The following is a 23161-nucleotide window of genomic DNA, read 5'->3' as shown; positions in this document are numbered from 1 at the left end:
TTGAATTTTCACAAAGATAAAGGATAGATTCATGCAGACAAGTATCAGCAAATAAATAAACTAAAAAAATCAGAATTTTTGGAAAATATATAATAGATTAATTCATCCGAATCCAGGTTTGGGTTCGTCCAATAAAAGGAATACCAATATATGCCCTAATTTCTAATTGACCTTTATTATTGATTTCTGCCTTACAATCGTATGATTTTCCTGATTTAGGTTCTGTAATAGTTCCATTAACCCAAACAGTTCCTTTTTTTTCTAATCTCTGAACAAATTCAAGACCAATAAGAGGCTTACCTTTTAACTCTCCTTCGCATTTATCACAAGAATCAAATGGTAAATCTTTTAAAATTTCTAAAATTTTTCCGTAATATTTCCCGTCCTTCTTCTTGTAAATTTTTACAACAGCTTTCTTCTCTCCTGTTTCATCATCTACAGTTTTCCAGACACCTTCAATCTGTGTATAAGAACAAAAATAAATGAGTATAAAAATAAAGGTTGTAAATAGTTTCATAAAAGCATGTTTGCAACAAATATAGTAGATTACTTTTATTTACAGTTGAAATATGAGGTTCCATTCTATATTTTATTCAAATTATACTTAATTTCGGTTTAAATTATAACGCAATGGATAATTCTAAAAATAATGAGCAAATAGCAGCTAATTGGTTTAAGGCATTTAATGAACATCATTTAGATAATTTGTTATCCTTATACGATGACAATGCTCAACATTTTAGTCCAAAACTAAAAATACGACAACCCGAAACAAAAGGAATCATACAAGGAAAAGAAGCATTACATACTTGGTGGCAAGATGCTTTTGATCGACTACCAGATTTAACTTATACTGTATTAACCATTACAGCAAATGATACACGTGTATTTATGGAATATATTCGTCAAGTTAATAACGAAGAAGACTTAATAGTTGCAGAAGTTTTAGAAATTGAGAATGGAAAGATTATAGCATCAAGGGTCTATCACGGTTAAACTAGTATTGCACCACAAATAAAATAACAGTAAATTTGCACATGATCAAACTATAATTTAATGAAAGAAATAAATCAACGTTCTACTCGAATTATTCAAATTTTTAAATCAATACTTCCTAGTCCTTTTACGATTGCAATACTATTAACTTTATTTACATTACTATTAGCTCAATTTTTAACCAAACCAACAGATGTTTCACACGGCGCTTATTTCTTAAAGCTAGTAACTTCTTGGGAAGGTGGATTATGGGATAGTTCAGGAGGTGGATTATATTTTGCCTTTCAAATGATGTTAATACTCGTATTGGGTCATATTCTTGCACTTACCCCTATTGTCGACAAACTCATACAATCGCTTTTAAAATATTGCAATACTACGGCTTCTAGTGCTATTACCGTTGCATTAGGTGCAATGGTTTTAGGATTAATTAATTGGGGTTTAGGGTTAATATTTGGTGCAATCATCGCCCGAAAGGTAGGAGAAAAATTCGCACTCGAGGACAAGCCACTAAACTATGGTTTAGTAGGAGCTGCAGGCTATGTTACCATGATGGTTTGGCACGGAGGCTTATCTGGCAGTGCCACAACAAAATGTATGGAAGAAGGCTATATTCCAGCTATGATGAAGCAAATGGGGATTGAGGGTAATTACCCAGATAATGTTCCTTTTGAAGAAACCATTGGCTCACTCATGAATATTTCTGCAACTCTTGCTTGCTTAATCTTAATTCCTTTGGCAATTTACTTTATCTCAAAGAAAGCAAAAGAAGAAAAGATTACTATTTTCCAACAAGAAAACAATAAAGAAGAATCTCTATTGGAAGAGGAGAATCTTGTAAGAGGCGCTGAAAAATTAGACTATAGTAAAATCTTTGGAATAGCTCTTGGAATAGGCATCTTGCTTATAGGAATTTATAAAGCTATAAGCTATCAAGGACAAAGCTCCTTAGGTTTTATCCAGCTCAATTTCATTAACCTTATCTTTTTAGGGCTATCACTGACGCTACATAAAAACATTACTAATTTTTCAAAGGCGCTGCAAACTTCAATTGAAGATGTTTCCGGGATTCTAATCCAATTCCCGCTCTATTTTGGTATTTTGGCAATAATGAGTAATAGTGGATTAATCGCTATCTTATCAAATAGTATTACCTCTATTGCTACTGATTATACGCTACCCTTATTTACATTTTATAGTGCTGGAATTGTAAATTTCTTTGTCCCAAGTGGTGGTGGGCAATGGGCTATTCAAGGTCCAATTATCATTGAAACTGGACAACAATTAAATGCGAGCTTACCAAAATCTATTTTAGCAATGGCTTATGGGGATCAGTTAACGAATATGATGCAACCTTTTTGGGCACTTCCCCTTTTAGGAATAACTAAATTAAAACCTCAACAATTACTCCCCTACACCTTTCTCTTAATGCTTGTTGGAGTGCTTATATTTAGTACAGTATTATTGATTTTTTAAAATAAAAAATCCACTCTTTAATTAAGAGTGGACTTCCTTTTTATTTGGAATAAATATCTTACATCATCATTAAAGCAAACATTATGATTGAGTTAATCACAACACTTAAATAAAAGGTAATTAGACATACATTTGCTTTGGCTTGTGCGATAAACATTGCGTTTGAGCCCATTGACAAAGCTGCTGATAAGCTCATTAATGGCCAAATTTCATGATTAATAGCATACATAGCTGCGATAGACCCTATACAACTTTGAAATAAAAGCATAGCTATCATTAGACCAAATCTATACTTTTCAAAAGTCGCTTCTTGTTTTACGAACCACTCCATAAATTAATTGTTATTTGTTTTGATAAATCAGTTTTTTCAGAACAAATAAAGCAAATAAGTTTAAAAGATACAAATAAATAACTATCTTTTTAAGAATGTGAATCCAGAATCAAGGTCTGTAGCTAATTCATATAAGGAAGTTTTAACTAACATACGCTTTAGTTTTTCCTTTATAATTTTAAACTGATTATGAACAGGGCAAGGAGTTTCATCGTTACAATCTGATAAACCTAAGCCACATCCTTCATAGATAGTATCTCCATCGATTGCATTTACAATATCAACTAATTTTATTTCTTTTAACTTATCCTTAGGAATATAAAAACCACCTGTAGGGCCTTTTAGAGAATGAACTACCTTAGCACGTGAAAGAATCTGTAAAATTTTTGCTGTAAATGCTTCAGGAGATTCAATCTCTTTAGCAATATCCTTAACTCCTACTTTATCTTCACTATTCAAAGAATGTTTTGCAAGATATAATGTAGCTTTTATTCCGTATTCACACGATTTAGAAAACATCAGTTTATTTTTAGTAAAGTTTCAAATGTAATAAATCTACTTATAAATAAAAGAAATATTCAATAAATTTAAGATAGTAGTATCCTTTTATTTAAAAACAAAGAAATAGTTTAGAAAAATAACCCAGAGGAATCCCCTGGGTTATCACATACTTAAATAGTTATGATTCTATTCTTTAATCACCTTTTTCTGGATAGTATAATCTCGGTTATGTAATAGGTAGATTCCATTTGGTAAATTCTCAATAGAGAAAGTATTTTTATCTTTTCCTAATATAGATCTCCATACCTCCTGACCAAGATCATTTGTGATACTAAATATCTCTACTTTAGTTAATCCTTCCACAGTCAATATATCTTGAGTTGGATTTGGATATATCGCAATCGTTCCTATTGCTGTATCATCTGATATGTCTAATGTTAAATCCGTAAACTTATACAATTCAAGTCCAATAGTATTATTATAATTTGCAGTAAAATAGAAGTCCCCTTGATAAACAAAATAGTTTGTTGTCGCTAATGAATTATATTTAGGATTGAAGCTAGGAAGGAGCATCTCTGTACCAGAATAGGTTCCATCTGTCCTCCATAATTGAATATCGCTAAAAGAACTACCTCCATCTGCAGTAAAGAAAAAATTTCCATTCCATACAAGCATTCCCATTGGGTTACTACCACCAGGACCATTTATATCTTTTAACATTTGAGTCCCAATTGTAGTCCCATCTGACTTCCATAATTCAACTCCATTCATTCCATCATCTGCAGAAAAATAGAAGATATCCTGATCTACGTATATGATTTGTGGGTTACTAGAAAAGATACCTGGTCTTATATCCTTCAACATTTGAGTCCCAGTAGCCGTACCATCCGTCATCCATATCTCATCATTAATAAAATCTGGGTTGGTATTCGTATGGTTAGAAGCGATGAAATAAAGTTTATTATTAAATACAAAAAAATTATGTGGATTGCTGCTCTGAGAAGAGTTTAAATCTTTAACCATATTTGTACCTAATGCCGTACCATCTGTCACCCACAACTCTACTCCATTTGCACCATCATCTGCTGCAAAATAGATTTTATTATTCCAAACAGCAAGATTAGAAGGATTACTACCATCTCCACCAACACGAATATCTTTAACTAAAGTTGTTCCAGTATAAGTACCATCAGTAACCCATAATTCCATACCATTCATATCATCATTTGCAGAAAAATAGAGTTTATTATTCAAAATGGTAAAATTGTTGGGGTTAGAACTTGCATTGCCTGGGTTTATATCTTTTAAAAGCTGTGTCCCTGACATTGTTCCATCTGTTTGCCAAATTTCATAACCATTTATACCATTAGTAGCTACAAAGAATAAATTATTCTCAAATAAAATAAATGAACGTGGATTACTACCTCCACTACCTGGATTTATATTCTTTAACAACTTTGTACCTAGTGGTGTTCCATCAGACACCCACAGTTCAACACCGTTTACTCCATCATCTGCAGAAAAATAGAAGATATCCTGATCTACATATAAGATTTGTGGGTCACTGGAAAAGATACCTGGTTTTATATCCTTCAACATTTGAGTCCCAGAAGCCGTACCATCCGTCATCCATATCTCATCATTAATAAATTCTGGGTTGGTATTCGTGTGATTAGATGCGATGAAGTAGAGTTTATTATTAAATACAAAAAAATTATGCGGATTGCTGCTCTCAGAAGGGTTTAAATCTTTAACCATCTTAGTACCTAACGCAGTACCATCAGTTACCCATAATTCTGATCCATTTATGCCATCATCTGCTGCAAAATATACTTTATCATTGAATTCAAAAAATGAATTCGGGCTAGAACTACCATTCGGATTAATATTCTTCAACAATTGTATGGAATAATTCTGTGCATTGATAAAAGATGTCCCTATAAAAAGTAATAGTATAAGTAACCGTGTTTTCATACTGCTAATTGTTAAAGTAGCATGACAATATTGTCATGCTACTTAATGGTTAAGTTTTATTCTTTTATAATTTTCTTTGAGATAGATAAGTCTGAATTTCTCAAGAAATAAATACCATTCGGAAGAGTTTCCATTGAGAATTTAGAATTATTTTCATCCAAACTAATACGCATCATTTCTTGTCCAAGCATATTGGTCAAAACAAACTTTTCACTCTTCTCTAGACCTTCTACATGCAGTATATTTCTAGTTGGGTTCGGATAAATACTAATTGCATTATCCATATTAATATCAAATCCAGAAGTGTTTTCATTAATTTTCATAGTATATCCTTGCCAATAATTATCATTTGTTCCATCTGCACCCACAATTAGATAGCCCCCAGTAGACAAGTTTGTAAATCCTCTGGCATATAGAAGATTACTTCCTCCAAAACAATTACTTGAATATAATACATTACCATTTGCTGATATACGAAATATCCATATATTTCTTTCTCCTTGTGATCCTACAACATTCCCATTATTTGATTTTGTATCTGCACAAATAGTAAGTTTTCCATCTGCTTCTTCCACAAAACTCATCGTATCCCAAACATATTCTTCCAATGAACCTCCAAATGTTTTTAGAGATAATTTGGTTAAGTCTGCATCTACCTTTAACACATACACCTGCATATTTCCAGCTGTGTTCATTGAGAAAGCTTCATTATTTGAAGTCGTGGTACCTATAATAACGAAATTATTATCTGAAGTACGTTGAATCTGTGCAAACTTCTCTACCCCAGAACCTCCAAATCCTTTCTTAGAAATAACAGCACCACTTGAACTTAGATGTATAAGGCAGAGATCATAGTCTCCAGATACTTTACCTGAATAACTAATCATATCATCAGAAGACCCTAAAACAATAAAATCGCCATCTGAGGTTTCTGCGATAGAATGTCCTTTGACCCTATAATATTGTGGCCCATCAAAATAGGTATTACTCCAAATAATAGACCCATCTGTATCTAACTTCGCAACATAAAGCCGTGGAGTTGTTCCTGATTGAACATAGCCAACATACGTAAAAGAACCATCCATGTTTTCTATAATATCTCGAATTTCAAAATCGTTAGATCCTATTTTACGAAGTTTAAACCACTCTTGCTGGCCTTGATTGTCTAATTTAATTACTAAACCACATTTGTGACTACCATCTCCTTGTCCATCTATAACTGATATAGAATACCCACAAATAATGAAACCTCCATCTGAAGTTTTTTTGACACGATATGCTTCTTCATTCTTTGTACCTCCCCAATAATAATTTTTTGTATTATCTTCATAATCGATGTTTCCATCCGCATCTCTTATTTGTATTAAGATATCCTTTCCCCCTTGGTAACCTGTAGCTGGCAAATCATCAGAATATACATCATGGTATGCCCAGCCAACAGCTATACTTCCTCCATCTGCCATTTCAGCCACGTCATTAAAATTCACATCCCCACTTCCAGGATTAGTTGATTTGCTCCACTCCATAGATAATTGGCCAAATAAAGTAGTAGTAAATAATAATGAACCTATTAGTAATTTTTTCTTCATATCATTTCTTCTTTAGAATTTATGATACAAACCTAGGATAGTTAGGGTTTATCTACAATCCCCAGAATGGGGGATAAGATAAAAATTTACTAATTATTCATTTTAGAATGCTTTCCTTTTATTCCTATTTTTCTTTAAATAGAATTGCAAATCAGGCTATTTAAACAAGCAAAAATCAGGTCTCCACATGATTTATATCATGTTTCTCTCAAACATGATAAAACTCATAAAATTGAGGATTTTGACACGCTACCTTTGTCAAAAGAAATAAGAATAAAACTAAAATTTAAGTCATGAAAAGAACGAAGTTATTTTTAGGAGCATTTCTAGGAGCAGTAATATTGCTTGCTAGTTGTTCTGGTGGTCAAGGCGAACGAAAAGGAGCCCTGAGTAAGAATGCCGCAGAAAAGGTTTACATCGCTCCAGGTGAACATGATGAATATTATGCATTCATCTCAGGAGGATACTCTGGAAATTTACTTGTTTATGGTCTTCCATCTGGTCGATTATTTAAAGAAGTTCCCGTATTTAGTCAGTTTCCAACGAATGGTTATGGATATTCAGAAGAAACAAAAGGAATGTTGATGACTTCATACGGAGAAATTCCATGGGGTGACCTTCACCATCCTGATGTTTCTCAAACAAAAGGAGAATTAGATGGAAGATGGTTGTTTGTGAATGAGAACAATACACCACGTATTGCTCGTATTGATCTTCAAACATTTGAAACAACTGAAATCATCGAAGTACCTAATAGTGCAGGTAACCACAGTTCTTCATTTGTAACTGAGAATACAGAATATGTAGTAGCTGGAACTCGTTTTGGAGTACCCGTACCCCAAAGAGACATGAGTATCAGCGAATACAAAGGGAATTTTAAAGGGGCTCTATCTTTTATCGCAGTAGATCCTGAAAGTGGACGAATGAATATGGATTTCCAAGTATTAATGCCTGGATTCAACTATGACCTAGCACATCCAGGGCGTGGAAAATCTCATGGATGGTTCTTCTTCTCTACATATAATTCTGAAGAAGCAAACACTTTATTAGAAGTGAATGCTTCTCAAAATGACAAAGACTTTATCGCAGCTATTAACTGGATGAAGATCCAAGAGTATGTAAGGAATGGCGGAGGAACAAAAATACCTGCAGAATATGCGCATAACGTATATAATCATGAAACACATTCTACAACAACAACTATGAATAAAGAAGTATTAGTAGTTGATCCTTCTGAAGTTCCAGGTGCTGTTTATTTAATGCCAACTCCAAAATCACCTCACGGATGCGACGTGTCTCCTGATGGTGAATATATCATTGGTAATGGTAAATTATCTGCTGACTTAACTGTTCACTCTTTCTCTAAAATGATTAAAGCGATTGAAGAAAAGAACTTTACTGGTGATGCTTATGGTATTCCAATCTTAAATTTCGATGCTACTTTAGGCGGAGTTGTTCAGAAGCCAGGATTAGGTCCATTGCATACAGAATTTGATGATAAAGGATATGCATATACTTCTTTCTTTATCTCTTCTGAAGTTGTAAAATGGAAATTAGGTACTTGGGAAGTTGTGGATAGACAACCTACTTATTACTCAGTTGGACACTTAACTATCCCTGGTGGTAATTCTGGTAAGCCTTTCGGTAAATACATGTTTGCGATGAATAAGATTACAAAAGATCGATACTTACCTGTTGGACCTGAATTGGAGCATTCTGCACAATTATATGACATCTCTGGAGAAAAAATGGAGTTATTACTTGACTTCCCAACTCACGGAGAGCCTCACTATGCTGCTGCCATCAGAGCCGATATTGTGATAAACAATAAACCTCGTGAGATTTACCAGTTGAAGGATAATAAGCATCCATACAGAGTAAATAAGAACAACGAAGCTCGTGTAGAGAGAAACGGTAAAGAAGTACATATTTATATGACAACTATCCGAAGTCACTTTACACCTGATAATATCGAAGGAGTTAAAGTAGGAGATAAAGTTTACTTCCATATTACAAACATGGAACAAGACTTTGACGTACCTCATGGATTCTCCATGATAGGTCAAAATACAGCAGAATTATTAATCATGCCAGGCCAAACTAGAACTTCAGTATGGTATCCTAAAAAAGTGGGAGTATGGCCATTCTATTGTACTGACTTCTGCTCTGCCCTACACCAAGAGATGCAAGGATATATCAGAGTATCCCCAGAAAACTCAAATATAGATTTAAAATGGTCAGTTGGTGAACAAATAAAATAAAGAACTAGATTGAAATAATCAAAAGGAGGATGGAATAACATCCGTCCTCCTTTTACAAAAAATAAGAGCCATGAAAAAAGCAAGTGTTTTAATGATAATCGGATCAACTCTACTACTAAGTCTATTTATCTTTCCTCTTTGGAATATCGAATTACTTGCGCCTCAGTATCCAAAAGGTTTAGGTATGCATATATTTATCGATGGATTGGAAGGATATACTGAGCACGATTTAATGAATATAGATGGATTAAACCACTACATTGGTATGCAAACATTACCAGAAAAAGGAGATATGTGGGAATTTACCACTTTCCCAATTATTATCGCTATTATGGCTTTAATAGGTATTTTAATTGGAATTGTTGGATTCTTCAAGCATTCGACTTATAAATGGTTCATGGGGTGGTTTGTAGTAATGAGTGTTTTAGGAATCTTAGGTATGTATGATTTCAATCAATGGTTAGTAGATTACGGTTCAAATCTAGATCCTCATGCTATTATTAAAGTAGTTGATGATTTTGGAAATCCAATGTCTTACAAACCACCTTTATTAGGCACTAAAGATATCCTAAACTTTACTGCTATATCTTTACCTGGCGTAGGTGGATATTTAATGGGTGCAGGTATGTTTTTAATCTTTATCTCCTTCTTTATTGGACGAAAAGCAGCTAAAAAAGAGAATTTATCACTTGCTTTTCATTAATTTTGAAAGTATGAAAAAGATAAGTTTAATTCTTGTGATTGCTTTCTTATTTGCTTGTAGTAAGGAGCCTCAACCAATAGACTACGGTAAGGATGCTTGTAATTTTTGCAAGATGACCATTGTTGATCCTATACATGGTGCAGAGTTAATTACTACAACTGGTAAGATATATAAATTTGATGCTACTGAATGTCTTGTGCATTTTACAAATGCAATGGAGAAGGAAAAGCCTGAAATCTTTCTTACCAATCATATTTCAAATCCAAAAGAGTTAACCTCTGTAAATGAAGTATCTTTTCTTGTAAGTGAGGAGTTACCAAGTCCTATGGGAGAAAATATTACCGCATTTCCTAATACAGAAAAAGGTCAGGAAGAATTACAGAAATATGAAGGTCAAGTATATTCATGGCAAGAGCTGATTCATCATCTATCTTCTAAATAATGGCTAATTTATTTCGGATATACTTTTTTATTTTAATACTTTTTTATGGTTTCTATACTCATGCAGAGATCATAGTGTGTAAGACATGCGAGACCAAGACAATCACTGAAGGAATAAAGAAAGCCAAGCCATATCAAAAAGTAATTGTTAAGGCTGGTATCTACTATGAAAATTTTATAAGCATAGATAAACCTATTAAGTTAATTACTGAAGAAAAAGCAACAATAGACGGAAAAAAGAAAGGAGATATAATCATTATTAATTCAGACAATGTAACCGTTGATGGTTTTAAACTTATCAATGTAGGCTCTAGTTATACAAATGACTATGCTGCCATTCGAGTAAATAAGTATCAAAATTTCATTATTCAGAATTTAGATTTAAAAGATATTTTCTTTGGGATTTATCTTGCAAAGTCTAGAAATGGAATTGTCCGAAATAATGTAATTCACGCAAATGCTGAGAATGAATATAACTCCGGAAATGGCATTCACCTTTGGTATGCAAAAAAAATTAATATAAACAACAATCTTATCAATCAAGCAAGAGATGGAATTTATCTTGAGTTTTCTGATAGTTGCAGAATAACCTACAATCGAAGTAAAGGGAATCTTCGCTATGGATTACATTTTATGTTTGCCAATGATAACATATACATTGGAAACACTTTTGAAAGTAGTGGGGCTGGTGTAGCCGTCATGTTTTCAAAGAATGTAACAATGATTCGGAATAGATTTAAGAAAAATTGGGGTGCTGCAGCATACGGCTTATTACTCAAAGAACTTCATGATTCCAAAATAGAAAATAATACTTTCGAAGAAAATACAACTGGAATTAATGTGGAGAATTGTAATAGAATAACCTATACAAATAATAATTTCATAGGAAATGGCTGGGCGGCTAAAGTAAATGGTGCATGTTATAAGAATGTCTTTTCAGGAAATAACTTTATTAATAATTCATTTGACATTAGCTATACTGGGCGATTAAATGACAATGTATTTACCAAGAACTATTGGAGCAAATATACAGGATACGATTTAGATAAAAATGGCTTGGGAGATGTGCCGTATAGACCGGTGAAACTATTTAATTATGTGGTTGACAGAGTACCTCAATCTATCATATTGTTACGTAGTCTATTTATCGATATTATCGAATTTTCTGAAAATGTATCTCCCACATATACACCCGACAACCTATTTGATGATCAACCCTTAATGAAACAAAACAAATGGTAAAAGTTGAAAATTTATACAAGAAATTTAGAAAAAATGAAGTGCTCAAAGGGGTGAACCTTAAAACTCCTGATAGTGGGATTTTCACTATTCTTGGTCCAAATGGATCTGGGAAAACTACACTTATTAAATGCATCCTGGGTATGGTCGTGCCAGACACGGGAATGATATCACTTAATGGAAAACCAATAGACAAGAAAGGAGTTTATAGACGAGATATTGATTACCTGCCACAAATTGCAAATTTTCCAAATCAACTTACTGTCAAGGAATTGATTAAAATGATCAAAGATTTAAGAGGTACTCCTTCTAGAGAAGAAGAACTTATACAATTATTTCTTCTTCAACCATTTTTAGATAAAAAATTAGCCAATCTTTCTGGGGGAACTAAGCAAAAGGTAAATATTGTACTCACATTTATGTTTGACAGCCCCATTCTAATTTTAGACGAGCCTACAACCGGATTAGATCCTGTGGCTATGTTGAGTTTAAAAAAACTTATTTTTCAAGAAAGAGAAAAAGGAAAAATCATTTTGGTAACCTCTCATATTATGAGTTTTGTAGAAGAGATTTCTGACGAAATTATTTTTATTTTGGATGGAGTTATCTACTTCCAAGGAACAGCGAATGATTTACGAGAAAAGACGAACGAGATTGACTTTGAACATGCAATTGCAAAAATTTTAAATCACAATCATGCTTAAGATATTAAAATATAGTTTTTACGATTTAATGAGAAGTAGATGGAGTTACGTTTACCTCATTTTTTATTTCCTTCTTAGTATCACTTTATTATTCTTAAATAATGATATTAGCAAGGCAGTTATCACCTTAATGAATGTGATTACTATTTTGGTTCCACTAATTGGGACAATCTTTGGAGTAATGTATTACTATAATGCCAAAGAATTTACTGAATTGCTATTAGCACAACCCATCAAGAGATCTTCCATTTTCTTAGGGCAGTTCTTAGGAATTGCTTTTTCTCTTATTATGAGTCTTATCTTAGGAATAGGAATTCCATTTATTATCTATGGGTTATTTGAATCAACAGCAATCTGGAATTTTATTCTTTTATTAGTGACAGGTTCCATATTGACATTTATATTTACTGCCATTTCGTTTATTATAGCACTTTACAATGAAAACAAAATAAAAGGATTTAGCTATGCCATCTTAGCATGGTTATTCTTTTCAGTTATATACGACGGTATTTTTCTAATGTTCTTAGTTATGTTTGAAGAATATCCTTTAGATAAATTCACCTTATTTGCTACGTTGTTCAACCCCATTGATTTATCACGTATCTTAATTATACTAAAGCTTGATATTTCTGCTTTATTAGGATATACTGGTGCTGTCTTTAATAAATTCTTTGGATCATCCTTAGGTTTTATTGCAGCTTTCTCTACTTTATTGGCTTGGTGCATTATTCCCTTATTTGTAATAACTCGAAAATGTAATAAAAAGGACTTTTAAACAGTTTTTTTCATTACACCTTATTTTGTCCTTTCGGTAAACACCTGTTTTTGCACAACATACGACAGATAATCTTCTATGAAATTTTCTTGATAGAAGATTCACATATCTTTTTATGAAAGTTGCAGATTTTCTCCTATAAATTTAGTAAATTTCGGCCGTGCAAGATAAATACGTCTATTTTGTGCAAGTGTTATATTTTAATCAAAACAAAAAAAGTATTATGAAAAATTATTTTAAACTTGGATTAGTTTTACTAGCAATCTCTCTTTATAGCTGTGGAGGCGGAAGCGAGGCTAACAATGACGGTGGAAACACACCTGCAAATCCTAATGCATCTGCAACTGAATCTACAGGTGGTAGTGATGCTAATAGCGACCTTCCTTCTCACAGAGTTGTATTAGACGACAAAGGTGTAGGTCCAGTTACTAGCTTAACAATTTCTGATGACATTGATCAAGCAATGGCTGCTGAAGGTCAAGAAATTTACGAATCTCACTGTACTTCTTGCCATAAGCCAGCTGAAAAATTCATTGGTCCAGCTCCAAAAGGAATCTTAGAGCGTAGATCTCCTGAATGGGTTATGAACATGATTATCAATCCTGATAAAATGCTTCAAGAAAATGCTTTGGCTAAAGAACTATTAGAAGAATTTAACGGTTCTCCTATGTCTAACCAAGGAATTGACGAGGAAGAAGCTCGCGCTATTCTTGAATACTTCAGAACTTTATAATAAGAACTGAAAATTAAGAAATAGACGTATAAATATGAATTAATCGAATTTAGCGATTGATTTTTAAGAAAGAGATAGAGCGAGGTTTACATGTTACACTACGTTTTATCTCTTTCTCTTTTTAAACTTTCATACTGTAACCTACCCAAAATAACTTATATTGATACAACAATTTAGATTAATAACAGATGATAAGATATGACAAACATATTCAAATAGCTCTAAGTTCATTTTTAGCAGCTATCATGTTAGGATTAATGTTAAGATATACTGCAGTTGAAAATTTGAATTTTGTATATAAATACGTTGTACATACACATTCACATATAGCTATGTCTGGATGGGTTTATTTAGCCTTAATCACTATAATCACCAAATTATATCTTAATAATTCCATTCCAAAAAAAACATATCGATTTATATTTGGCAATACGCTTGTCTCAATTGTAGGAATGTTAGCAAGCTTTCCTTTTCAGGGATATGCACTTATCTCAATCATATTTTCCACTCTATATTTAATTGCAAGTTACTTTTATGCTTGGGCATTCTTTAAATATACCCCCAAGGAAATTAAAAGCACAAATTCCTATAAGCTTATAAAATATGCTGTCATATACTTGATTATTTCAAGTATTGGACCTTGGGGTATTGGAGCGGTAATGGGAACTTTAGGTTCTTCTTCTCCCCTTTATCATTCAACCATCTATTTATATTTACACTATCAATATAATGCATGGATGCTACTTGGAGTTATTGGTATTGTTGTAAAATTACTTGAAGACAATCACATAGAAATTGATAAGAATCTATTTAGGAAATTCCTTATCTCTTTTAATATAGGTGTGAATATTACTTATTTATTATCTATACTATTCGTTGAACCCCCTTCTATTATTTATATATTAGCTATTGTTGGTGCTGCCATCCAAATTGGCTCATTCGTATATCTATATCATACCTTACGAGATGGAATTAAAAAAGCTTATCAATTTATTGATAAACGCATTATTATTGTTTTAAAATGGGGGTTTGTACTAGCCAGCATTAAGTTATTCATGCAACTCATTGGAGCTTTTCCAGATATTGCTGCTCTAATTGTAAAAAACAAGTTCTTAACTATTGGATTTATACATTGGGTATTTTTAGGAGTTATTACAATGCCTCTATTAGTATTACTTAAACATTTTAAATTTATATATCTATCTAAAAAATATCTTATCGCTTATGTTCTGGGGTTTAGCTTAACAGAAATACTTATTTTCTATAAACCTGCCTCTGTTATTTTTGGCTTGTATGTTATTCCTTTTCAAATATTTAATGTATCCTTATTTTTAGCAAGCTTACTCCTTGTAGGTTCCATAACAGTTATTTTATTTTCACAATTTTTTAAGAAAGATTATTCATCAAGACTTGATTGATTTCACCTTCCACGAAGGAATATAAAAAAGTGATAATATAAATACAACTAAAAACAGAATTGGATACACGAATTGCATAGATGGAAGTAAAAATATTTCTTTCTTATGCTTCCAAACATGAGTATAATGTACATACACCATTCCATCTATTAGAAATCGTAAACAAAAAATAAGAAATAAAGTATCCCATGCTTGGTTTAAACCTGAAATAATTAATGCAAAGAAACCTCCTAAAAAGTAAAAGGTAATATTAAATCCAATAATTGCTTCTCCCCATTCCATAGTTGATTTTGTTTTGGATAACCATCGCACTCTTTGTATAAGATATTTTTTGAATGTATTAGGAGATGGGGTTTCAACCAACATTTGAGATGAATTTACATACATAATATCTTTCCTTTTCATACGCATATCTTTCAATAGGAAATAATCATCACCAGATGCGATATGCTTATGATTTTCAAGTTGAATTTGATATTCTTTTTTATTTACTTTCGCTAGAAGATTTGCTCCGCTTATAGAAATTGGATAAACAGCAGATAAAAGATAATTTAAAGCATTAAATTGATGATATTCTAGGGCTGCCAATTTCCCAATCCATGAACTACCATTCATTTTAACAGGCAGAGATATCAAATCTACTGAAGGAAGTGTAGCAAGTGAAGAAAACAACATAGCTTCAAAACTAACATCAGCATCTATTGTATAAATATATTCCGTTTCAATTGACTGTATTGCATAATTCAAAGCCGCTTTCTTCCCTTCAAGAAAAGTTGGCAAGGACAAGAGCTGGAAATGGTCTTTTCCTTCAATAAATTTGGAAATTAACTCTACAGAAGCATCTGAAGAATGATCATCAACAAAAATAATTTGACTTGGATGTTCACTTTGTTTACTTAAAGCAGATAATAATTGAGGTAAATTAGATTCTTCATTTTTGAATGGAATTAGTAAAGTAATATCATCTAATTTCAGGCTATATCTTTGAATTTTTCGTCTTTTTGAAATAAAATACAATCCGCTTAAAAAGAGGAGGCAAAAAGAAACAAAAAGAATATAAATAAATGAAAAATACAGCATACAATAACTCAATCAAAGATAGTTAATTATCTCTAAATTAAGATATGGAGATTATTTATTCAGTTTATAAGGAGAAAAGAGTCAAAGTCTTTGTACATTTGTTTAAACAAGATACTTGTATGAAAGAAGATAGGATAATACTTGGAATTGACCCGGGCACGACTGTCTTGGGATATGGTATCATTCATATTCAGGCCACCAAGATGACCTTACTTACCTATGGAGTCATACAACTAAAGAAATTGTCCAATCAACCAGATAAGCTCAAAAAAATATATGATCGCATTGATAGTTTAATTAAAGAATTTAGACCGGACGAGATGGCTATTGAGGCTCCATTTTTTGGTAACAATGTGCAATCTATGTTGAAGTTAGGAAGAGCACAAGGAGTTTGTATAGCAGCCTCTCTGAGTCACAATGTTCCCTATGAAGAATATACTCCACGACGTATCAAACAATCAGTTACAGGGCAAGGAGCTGCCAGTAAAGAACAGGTTGCTGCCATGATTCAACGTTTATTAGGCATGAAAGAACTCCCTGAGTATTTAGATGCAACTGATGGGTTAGCTGCCGCAATATGCCATTATAACTCAAAAGGAGTAGGAGAAAACAACAAAAATAAGACTTCCAATTGGGAAGCCTTCATTTCAGAAAATCCTAAAAGAGATAAAACCCCAAAATAAGTCTAAGCTTCTCGAATCATCTTAGCAATGATTTCCATTTCTGAAGCAGCAAGATTTAGTTTAGGCTGGTTGAAATCCATATCAGCAATCCCATTAATTGGCATTAAATGTATATGTGCATGAGGAACTTCAAGACCAATGACAGTCATCCCAATCTTTTTACACTCAAGGACACGTTTCATCTTTTTAGCAACCTCTTTAGAGAAATTGATATACCTACCTAGGAGTGCATCATCGATATCAAAAATATAATCAATTTCGATTTTAGGAATAACAAGTGTATGCCCTTTTACAAGAGGTTGAATATCTAAAAAGGCTAAGAATTCATCATTCTCTGCTATCTTATAACAAGGAATTTCACCACTTACAATTTTTGAAAAGATTGTTGCCATTATCTGGTAATTTCCATAATTTCAAACTGAATAATACCGCGTGGAGTTTCAACATCTGCAATTTCACCCACAGATTTACCGAGCAAGCCTTTTCCAATAGGTGATTCTACTGAAATTTTCTTCTCTTGTAAATTAGCCTCATTCTCAGCAACTAAGGTATATGTCATTTCTGCTTTATTAGTCATATTTTTAATACGGACAGTAGATAGAATAAGTGCCTTTGAAGCATCAATATCTGATTCATCAACCAAACGTGCATTAGCAATTACCTCTTTTAACTTAGCAATTTGCATTTCAAGGAGTCCTTGCGCCTCTTTAGCAGCATCATATTCAGCGTTTTCAGACAAATCTCCTTTATCCCTTGCTTCCGCTATTTGTTGGGATATTCTTGGCCGCTGAACACTTTCCATATCCACTAATTGTTCCTTTAATTTATTTAGGCCTTCTTTTGTATAATAATTTACTTGTGCCATATTTTCAAGTTTATAAAACAAAAAGCAAGAGAGCCAATGACTCTCTCGCAATAAAACATATTAATTACTTTAATTTTTTTTGACGAATTTATTTTAGACTAAAAGAAACTCCAAAAGAGTGAATAACACCAAATGGATTAGATAAGCGCATTGCATATTCAAATCCAAGCGGCATTTTCTTTTCTCCTAAAAGAGCATCTACAGATACACCTGCTGTAAATCCAGTTAGACTAGTAGATCTTTTATCTTTACTAAAGATTGTCTTTTCACCTACATAACCAGCACGAATATTTAATGCGGCTTTACCAAAAGACAAACCATAATCTAAACCAACATTTAATTGGTCATTAGTAAATGAATTAGCCACAAAAGCAAGTCCTAATGTCAACTTATTATTTTCATTGAAATTAAAATCATAAGCAAAACCAAGAGCTAAAGAAGAAGGCATTTCAAAAGAAGCAGATCTTTGAACCATAGTAGCAACACCACTAGTTGATTGATACATAATTTCTTTAGAAAGTCCGTCACCTTTATAGGTCATCGGAGTTCCAACGTTACGTAATGTAATACCAAACTTAACTTGCTCTTCTTTACCTGTAATATAACGAACACCTGCATCAAAAGCCACTCCAGAAGTACGAAGGTTCGCTATATTTTCAGTAACAATCTTCATGTTCAAACCTGCATAGATAGAATTAGAGAAAGTATGTGCTACACCAACATTGATTATATTTTTTCTAGGTGTAAATTGTCCAATACCTCCTTCTGGCAAATCAACTGTTGTTATATCAATTGCCCCGTAGCCAAAAGCTTGAAATGAAACACCTATAACAGTTTGTGCTCCAACACGCTGTGCTATACCGGCAGAATTTAAAGAAATACCAGCACTCCCCAACCAATTTGTATAATTAAACTTAATTTGAGTTTTATCCACAAAGGCTAGTCCTGCAATATTAGAGAATTGAGCTTCAATTCCTTCTGTGCTAGCAACACCTGCTGAACCAAAAGCAGATGAACGTGCCCAAGGGTTTACTAAAATTTCACTAGCACCTGCCGAACCAATTCGGTCTTCATTTCCCGCATAAAGATTCAAATTCAACAAGAATGATCCAAGAATTAAGGAACTACTAATTATCGATTTTGTTATTTTCATTATTTACAAAATTTAGTATCAGTTTCTAATTATTATAAGTTTTCCAAATCTGGTGCTCTCATTCCACCAAAGAATTTAACAACCTTCTCTCCCACACCTTCCACAGTAACATGAATGATATATACACCACCAGCTACAGGAATATTATCTCCATTTTTCAAATCCCAATCAATAGAAGTTATTGGGCTATCTTTATCAAAAGCTCTAATTAATTTACCAGAAGTGTTATAGATTCTCACTTTACATCTTTCAGGTAAGTTTGTAATTTTCACTCTTGTATCCAAACGACCTCTTTCATACTCGGAATAAGCATAATAAGGGTTTGGAACTACATTAATCATATCTAATACATCAGCTAGGGTTTCCTTATCATTCTTAATAGTTTGGAATTTATTCATATTCCACTCATAAGTTGGCTTACCTCCAAAAGCACCAGTCATTGAATAATTATCATACTGTTGATTAATTCGAATTCTCATTCTAACATCAGTAGATAATAACTTTTGTCCAGTAGCCAATAATGGATTCACAACCCAAGATAAATTTTTATATACTTCTTTGTATCCAGTTGAATTCTCAGCTTTTAGATTTGTATGTACAAATACACCCTCATCATACACAGGCATTGTACCATTAATTTTACCAAATACATATACAATATGTTGTCCTCCTAATACAGGGAATCCATCTTGATTAAATATATCAGTGGTAGGATTCCAAATCATATCAGCACCGTTTTGTCCGGATAAGAAGGAATTTTCTCCAAAAGCCATATTCAATCTTCTACCAGTTTCAACATCGATAGCATATCCAGGGAACCAACCCATACCTGTAGGAGTTGTTCCATCAGGGTCAGCCTCAGAAGCATTATATCCTGCATCACCAACTTTTTTACCATTCTTATCTACAGAAGGGCTCTTACGCAATAAACCAGGTTTACCTCCATTTAAGTTTAAGTTTGGATCTATACCTAATTCTATAACAGGGCATCGTGTCCATTTAGATTTATCAGAGGTATATACAATATCCACACTCGTTTGATAAACTGAAGGCATCTCGAGAGAAGATAAAGAACTGAAAGTTGAATTAGTTATTCCTGCAGTAGTCGGTAAACCAATAGGAGTATATCCACAATCATTTCTTCGAGCAACCTGTCCTAGCGTTACAGTACCATTAATTAATTTTGCAAATAATCTTTGTGGATCGGCACCAACTAAATCATTATAGCAACAAGGGTTATAAATGCCAGCATCAGGATTACATGCAGAAGTTTCATTATAGCTACCAGACATAATCCAGTTTCTAGGATCAAAAGATGTAACATCTGGAACTCCAGACAACCATCTCTTTGAAGAGTCAGCAAAAGAAATAGAAGATTCAATTGGAATAGCTAAACGTGCTCTAAAATTACAATTTGGGCTACCATCTGCACAAGGATAGAAATCTTGATTTATAGCTACAGATATACCCCATTCAGGAATCAATTGCTCATTTTTATAACTAATAGAACGTTGAGATTTAATAGAACCCAGAAGTTCACCTCCTTTAGAAGAATATCTAGAAAGTGTCCAACTAGCAGTATCAATTTTTGTGTAGTTATCAAAAGTTAACAAGAAATAACCACCAACTAGATTAATTGGATCTATTACTTTAACATCAATAGGTCCTTTACCAACTTGATAAGTAGGAGTATCTATGGAACCATTTTTTACAATAAAGTCTTCAGACGCTTTTGTTAAATCAATTGCGCGACCACCATTTCCTCTACCATCAAGAGTTGTAATTTGAGGAGAAGAGCCATAAGGCAAACCAGCAATTGTACCATCATTATTTGGCTTAGGAGAATGTGGAATACCTGCTTTTGCTTTAATAGCTTTTCCGTCAGAACCTAAACGAGAACTGATATATGGAATTTGCTGTCCATCAACTAAATCAGGGTCAGTTGGGCTATAAGGCTTAAACTCATTATGAGCATAAGCTATAGCAATATAATAGTATGTCTTATGATTTACTAATTTCTTATTAGTAAACGCATCTTGTGTGATACTAAATGAGTGTCTGATGCCACGATTTTCTCCATTCACCTTTTCAACAGGCACAGAAAATCCGAGACTTTCATTGTATTCAAAATTAATGATTCGCTTAATATCATTCTCAATATCACATTGTGCAACTAGACGAGCCTTATCTACATCTCCAATATCAGAAACGCCTGATTCAAGATCTTTCATTTGGTAAATCTGATATCCTTCAAACGTATATACTTTATCTATTGAAGAGCCGTCAACTGGATCAGGAATATTAATATTATCTTCTTCAGCAAAAGTTTCATTAACATTATTTCCATAAGGGTTATCCAATAAAAGAACTAACTCATTTTCCAACTCAACAATTTTCAAAACTGGAGCTGTAGGAGGATCCATAATTTTGAAACAATTATCAAATAAAGCTTGCGCTTTAGTATCATTCTTTCTAACCACATCAATAGATTTTGAAGCATCCCCTTCAAATGCACGTCCATAAACAACTCCAACTGTTAAGTTATTTACCGCACCAGGAGTTAGAGTAAATGGTCCAGCTGTTTGTAAGAAACGACGGTCATTCTTCGTATTCGAAGCATTATTTCCATCGATATTGATTTCTGACCATTTAAATCCAGGATCAACACCATCTGTTCCCCAATGAAGTGGGTCAGAATCACCAGGATAAGTATATCTAGATTCAATAGAAGTTACCCCATTACTTCCTGTATATCCTGTACCTCCATAGTAAATTTTGGAATTATCTTTCCATTTTCCTGTCATATAGTTGTAGAAGTCTCCTGCAGTTTTAGGATCATCCTCTGCAGAAGATGGGGCAAGGTCTGGACGACTAAAGTAATTGAAACGACGCATACCGAAACGCTCATTATCAATAATACCATCTGAATAACCAATACCAATTCCCTCGTACACAATACCTTTGTCTGCAATAGCATCAGCAACAGTAGGTACAACATAAGTTTTAGTGCCATCAGGATTTGTAATTCTATGTGGTCCTAAGTTATCTTTTCCATCAGCATCCTGATAAGGTCCTTCAAAGAAATCAATACCTACCGCAGGAGGGTTATCACCATATCCAGGAGCACCGCTTTGTCCTTCATCAAAATTATCACCATTATAAGCAATACCAAGACCTCTAGATACATCACAAGCAATATAGTCATCCTCAGAGAAACCAACATCTGGGTCAGCATATTGTGTGAAGTAAGTATTGTATAAAGTCTGTGTACTACGGTTAATCATTTCATAATTATAGAAAGTCATACGATTCACCTCATCATTTGTGGCAAATGAGAATGCTTGTGCGTGAATTTCCATACCAATAGGATCTGCTCCTGTCTCAGTATGAATATTTCCTTTATCATTAAATACCCACCAATTCGTAACGTCACCGAATAATGTAACACGTCTATCAATACCACATTCAACATCATCTCTTCCTAAAATATCATCAAACCAAGGAGTATCTCCTTGAGTAGGATCATATATACCATCACCTGTACCGCCACCAATTGCCGCATCATAAAAAGGAGCTAAGTAAAAATCTTGCCCTCTACTTACATCTCCGTGTGCTGGCCAATTATTAATTCTATTTAATGCATCATTAGAAAGTGGGAATTCATCATCACAATCCGGATTTTGATTACATTGGAATGCTAATGTATAGTTGATTACTTCTTGTTTAGCAATAGTAAAGAATTTATCATATTGCATACAAACATCTGGATCGATAGTGGCCGCACCATAATCACGGATTGCATCAAATCCCACAGGTTGCATAGGGTCATAGTTACCAGAGCCCACATTTTGAGAAAGAGGTCCAGCCCAAAATTCTTCACCCTGTCTAAATAAGATTGCAGCCAACTTTAATTGGTTATTAACGTCTGTACCTCCCATCCAGATAGATCCAGAATATAAAACTCTATTACCACTTCCTGCAGGAACTTCATAAGAAGCCGAATTAGTCTGTCTATTTTGCCAAAGAGACCCCCCAACTTCTACAAGTGCTTTAACATCATTGAAGTCCATAAAGAGTCTAGCATTAGAAGGTGGACAATTTGCTTTATCGTATATATTTCCAGTTGGCTTCGTACCATTCTTATTTCCTATACTCGTAGGATCTTGTTCGGCATATATACCGATTGATAAGCCTAAAAAGAAAAACGTTGCTAAAAAAACTTTCATAATCATAATTTTA

At 33.3% G+C, this 23161-nt stretch carries 21 protein-coding genes; 11 read left to right on the top strand and 10 right to left on the bottom strand.

Annotated features, from left to right (window positions below; all coding sequences use genetic code 11):
* Positions 1-97 precede the first annotated feature (97 nt).
* Positions 98-517, bottom strand: coding sequence for a DUF2147 domain-containing protein (locus tag M9897_03940; protein MCO5268030.1), 420 nt, complete (start codon positions 515-517; stop codon positions 98-100).
* Positions 518-630: 113 nt separating this feature from the next.
* Here M9897_03940 and M9897_03935 point away from each other — a divergent pair, with 113 nt between their 5' ends.
* Together M9897_03935 and M9897_03930 are read left to right on the top strand one after the other, a co-directional pair.
* Positions 631-996 (top strand): nuclear transport factor 2 family protein, encoded by a 366-nt coding sequence (locus tag M9897_03935; GenBank protein ID MCO5268029.1) that lies wholly within the window; start codon positions 631-633, stop codon positions 994-996.
* Positions 997-1056: 60 nt separating this feature from the next.
* Entirely contained in the window at positions 1057-2472 is a 1416-nt protein-coding gene (locus tag M9897_03930) for a TIGR00366 family protein (protein ID MCO5268028.1), read from the top strand.
* A gap of 58 nt (positions 2473-2530) precedes the next feature.
* Here the strand turns inward: M9897_03930 and M9897_03925 are convergent, their stop codons facing one another.
* From M9897_03925 to M9897_03910, 4 genes are all read right to left on the bottom strand, one after another.
* Positions 2531-2803: a hypothetical protein gene (locus tag M9897_03925; GenBank protein MCO5268027.1), complete on the bottom strand. Its 273-nt coding sequence runs from the start codon at positions 2801-2803 to the stop codon at positions 2531-2533.
* A gap of 81 nt (positions 2804-2884) precedes the next feature.
* Positions 2885-3322, bottom strand: coding sequence for an Rrf2 family transcriptional regulator (locus M9897_03920; GenBank protein MCO5268026.1), 438 nt, complete (start codon positions 3320-3322; stop codon positions 2885-2887).
* A 168-nt stretch (positions 3323-3490) separates the two neighbouring features.
* On the bottom strand, positions 3491-5278 hold the full coding sequence (locus M9897_03915) for a T9SS type A sorting domain-containing protein (GenBank protein ID MCO5268025.1): 1788 nt from the start codon (positions 5276-5278) through the stop codon (positions 3491-3493).
* Between the two features lie 56 nt (positions 5279-5334).
* A complete protein-coding gene (locus M9897_03910) occupies positions 5335-6867 on the bottom strand; it encodes a T9SS type A sorting domain-containing protein (GenBank protein MCO5268024.1) in 1533 nt (510 codons plus the stop codon).
* A 293-nt stretch (positions 6868-7160) separates the two neighbouring features.
* On the opposite strand from M9897_03910, the gene nosZ reads away from it, so the two are divergent.
* The 8 genes from nosZ to M9897_03870 all read left to right on the top strand — a co-directional run bounded on the left by nosZ (position 7161) and on the right by M9897_03870 (position 15141).
* Positions 7161-9128, top strand: coding sequence for a Sec-dependent nitrous-oxide reductase (gene nosZ, locus M9897_03905; protein ID MCO5268023.1), 1968 nt, complete (start codon positions 7161-7163; stop codon positions 9126-9128).
* A gap of 70 nt (positions 9129-9198) precedes the next feature.
* Positions 9199-9831: a hypothetical protein gene (locus tag M9897_03900; protein ID MCO5268022.1), complete on the top strand. Its 633-nt coding sequence runs from the start codon at positions 9199-9201 to the stop codon at positions 9829-9831.
* Between the two features lie 10 nt (positions 9832-9841).
* Positions 9842-10273 carry a nitrous oxide reductase accessory protein NosL gene (locus M9897_03895; GenBank protein ID MCO5268021.1) on the top strand — a complete coding sequence of 144 codons (432 nt, stop codon included), beginning with the start codon at positions 9842-9844 and terminating at the stop codon, positions 10271-10273.
* Positions 10273-11514 carry a nitrous oxide reductase family maturation protein NosD gene (gene nosD / locus M9897_03890; GenBank protein MCO5268020.1) on the top strand — a complete coding sequence of 414 codons (1242 nt, stop codon included), beginning with the start codon at positions 10273-10275 and terminating at the stop codon, positions 11512-11514. The genes M9897_03895 and nosD overlap by 1 nt, the downstream gene beginning before the upstream one ends.
* The gene (locus tag M9897_03885) at positions 11508-12215 is read left to right on the top strand and encodes an ABC transporter ATP-binding protein (GenBank protein ID MCO5268019.1); all 708 of its coding nucleotides are present in this window, start codon (positions 11508-11510) and stop codon (positions 12213-12215) included. The genes nosD and M9897_03885 overlap by 7 nt, the downstream gene beginning before the upstream one ends.
* On the top strand, positions 12208-12990 hold the full coding sequence (locus M9897_03880; protein MCO5268018.1) for an ABC transporter permease: 783 nt from the start codon (positions 12208-12210) through the stop codon (positions 12988-12990). The genes M9897_03885 and M9897_03880 overlap by 8 nt, the downstream gene beginning before the upstream one ends.
* A gap of 223 nt (positions 12991-13213) precedes the next feature.
* A complete protein-coding gene (locus tag M9897_03875) occupies positions 13214-13723 on the top strand; it encodes a cytochrome c (protein MCO5268017.1) in 510 nt (169 codons plus the stop codon).
* Positions 13724-13911: 188 nt separating this feature from the next.
* Positions 13912-15141 carry a hypothetical protein gene (locus M9897_03870; GenBank protein MCO5268016.1) on the top strand — a complete coding sequence of 410 codons (1230 nt, stop codon included), beginning with the start codon at positions 13912-13914 and terminating at the stop codon, positions 15139-15141.
* On the opposite strand, the gene M9897_03865 is transcribed toward M9897_03870, so the two are convergent.
* Positions 15127-16158: a glycosyltransferase gene (locus M9897_03865; GenBank protein MCO5268015.1), complete on the bottom strand. Its 1032-nt coding sequence runs from the start codon at positions 16156-16158 to the stop codon at positions 15127-15129. The genes M9897_03870 and M9897_03865 overlap by 15 nt on opposite strands.
* A gap of 182 nt (positions 16159-16340) precedes the next feature.
* Here M9897_03865 and ruvC point away from each other — a divergent pair, with 182 nt between their 5' ends.
* Complete coding sequence (gene ruvC / locus M9897_03860) at positions 16341-16904, top strand: crossover junction endodeoxyribonuclease RuvC (protein ID MCO5268014.1); 564 nt, start codon at positions 16341-16343, stop codon at positions 16902-16904.
* Positions 16905-16906: 2 nt separating this feature from the next.
* On the opposite strand, the gene M9897_03855 is transcribed toward ruvC, so the two are convergent.
* The 4 genes from M9897_03855 to M9897_03840 form a co-directional block, all read right to left on the bottom strand.
* Positions 16907-17296, bottom strand: coding sequence for an HIT family protein (locus M9897_03855; protein ID MCO5268013.1), 390 nt, complete (start codon positions 17294-17296; stop codon positions 16907-16909).
* Entirely contained in the window at positions 17296-17769 is a 474-nt protein-coding gene (gene greA / locus M9897_03850) for a transcription elongation factor GreA (protein ID MCO5268012.1), read from the bottom strand. Before greA ends, M9897_03855 begins: the two co-directional genes overlap by 1 nt.
* An 88-nt stretch (positions 17770-17857) precedes the next feature.
* Positions 17858-18922 (bottom strand): PorV/PorQ family protein, encoded by a 1065-nt coding sequence (locus M9897_03845; GenBank protein ID MCO5268011.1) that lies wholly within the window; start codon positions 18920-18922, stop codon positions 17858-17860.
* Positions 18923-18954: 32 nt separating this feature from the next.
* Positions 18955-23148 carry a T9SS type A sorting domain-containing protein gene (locus tag M9897_03840; GenBank protein MCO5268010.1) on the bottom strand — a complete coding sequence of 1398 codons (4194 nt, stop codon included), beginning with the start codon at positions 23146-23148 and terminating at the stop codon, positions 18955-18957.
* Positions 23149-23161: the final 13 nt, after the last annotated feature.

The organism is Brumimicrobium sp. (genome assembly GCA_023957385.1).
Classification (GTDB): Bacteria; Bacteroidota; Bacteroidia; order Flavobacteriales_D; family Crocinitomicaceae; genus Brumimicrobium.
The sequence above is the reverse complement of the archived record's forward strand: the minus strand, read 5'-3'. Positions and strand labels throughout refer to the sequence as shown.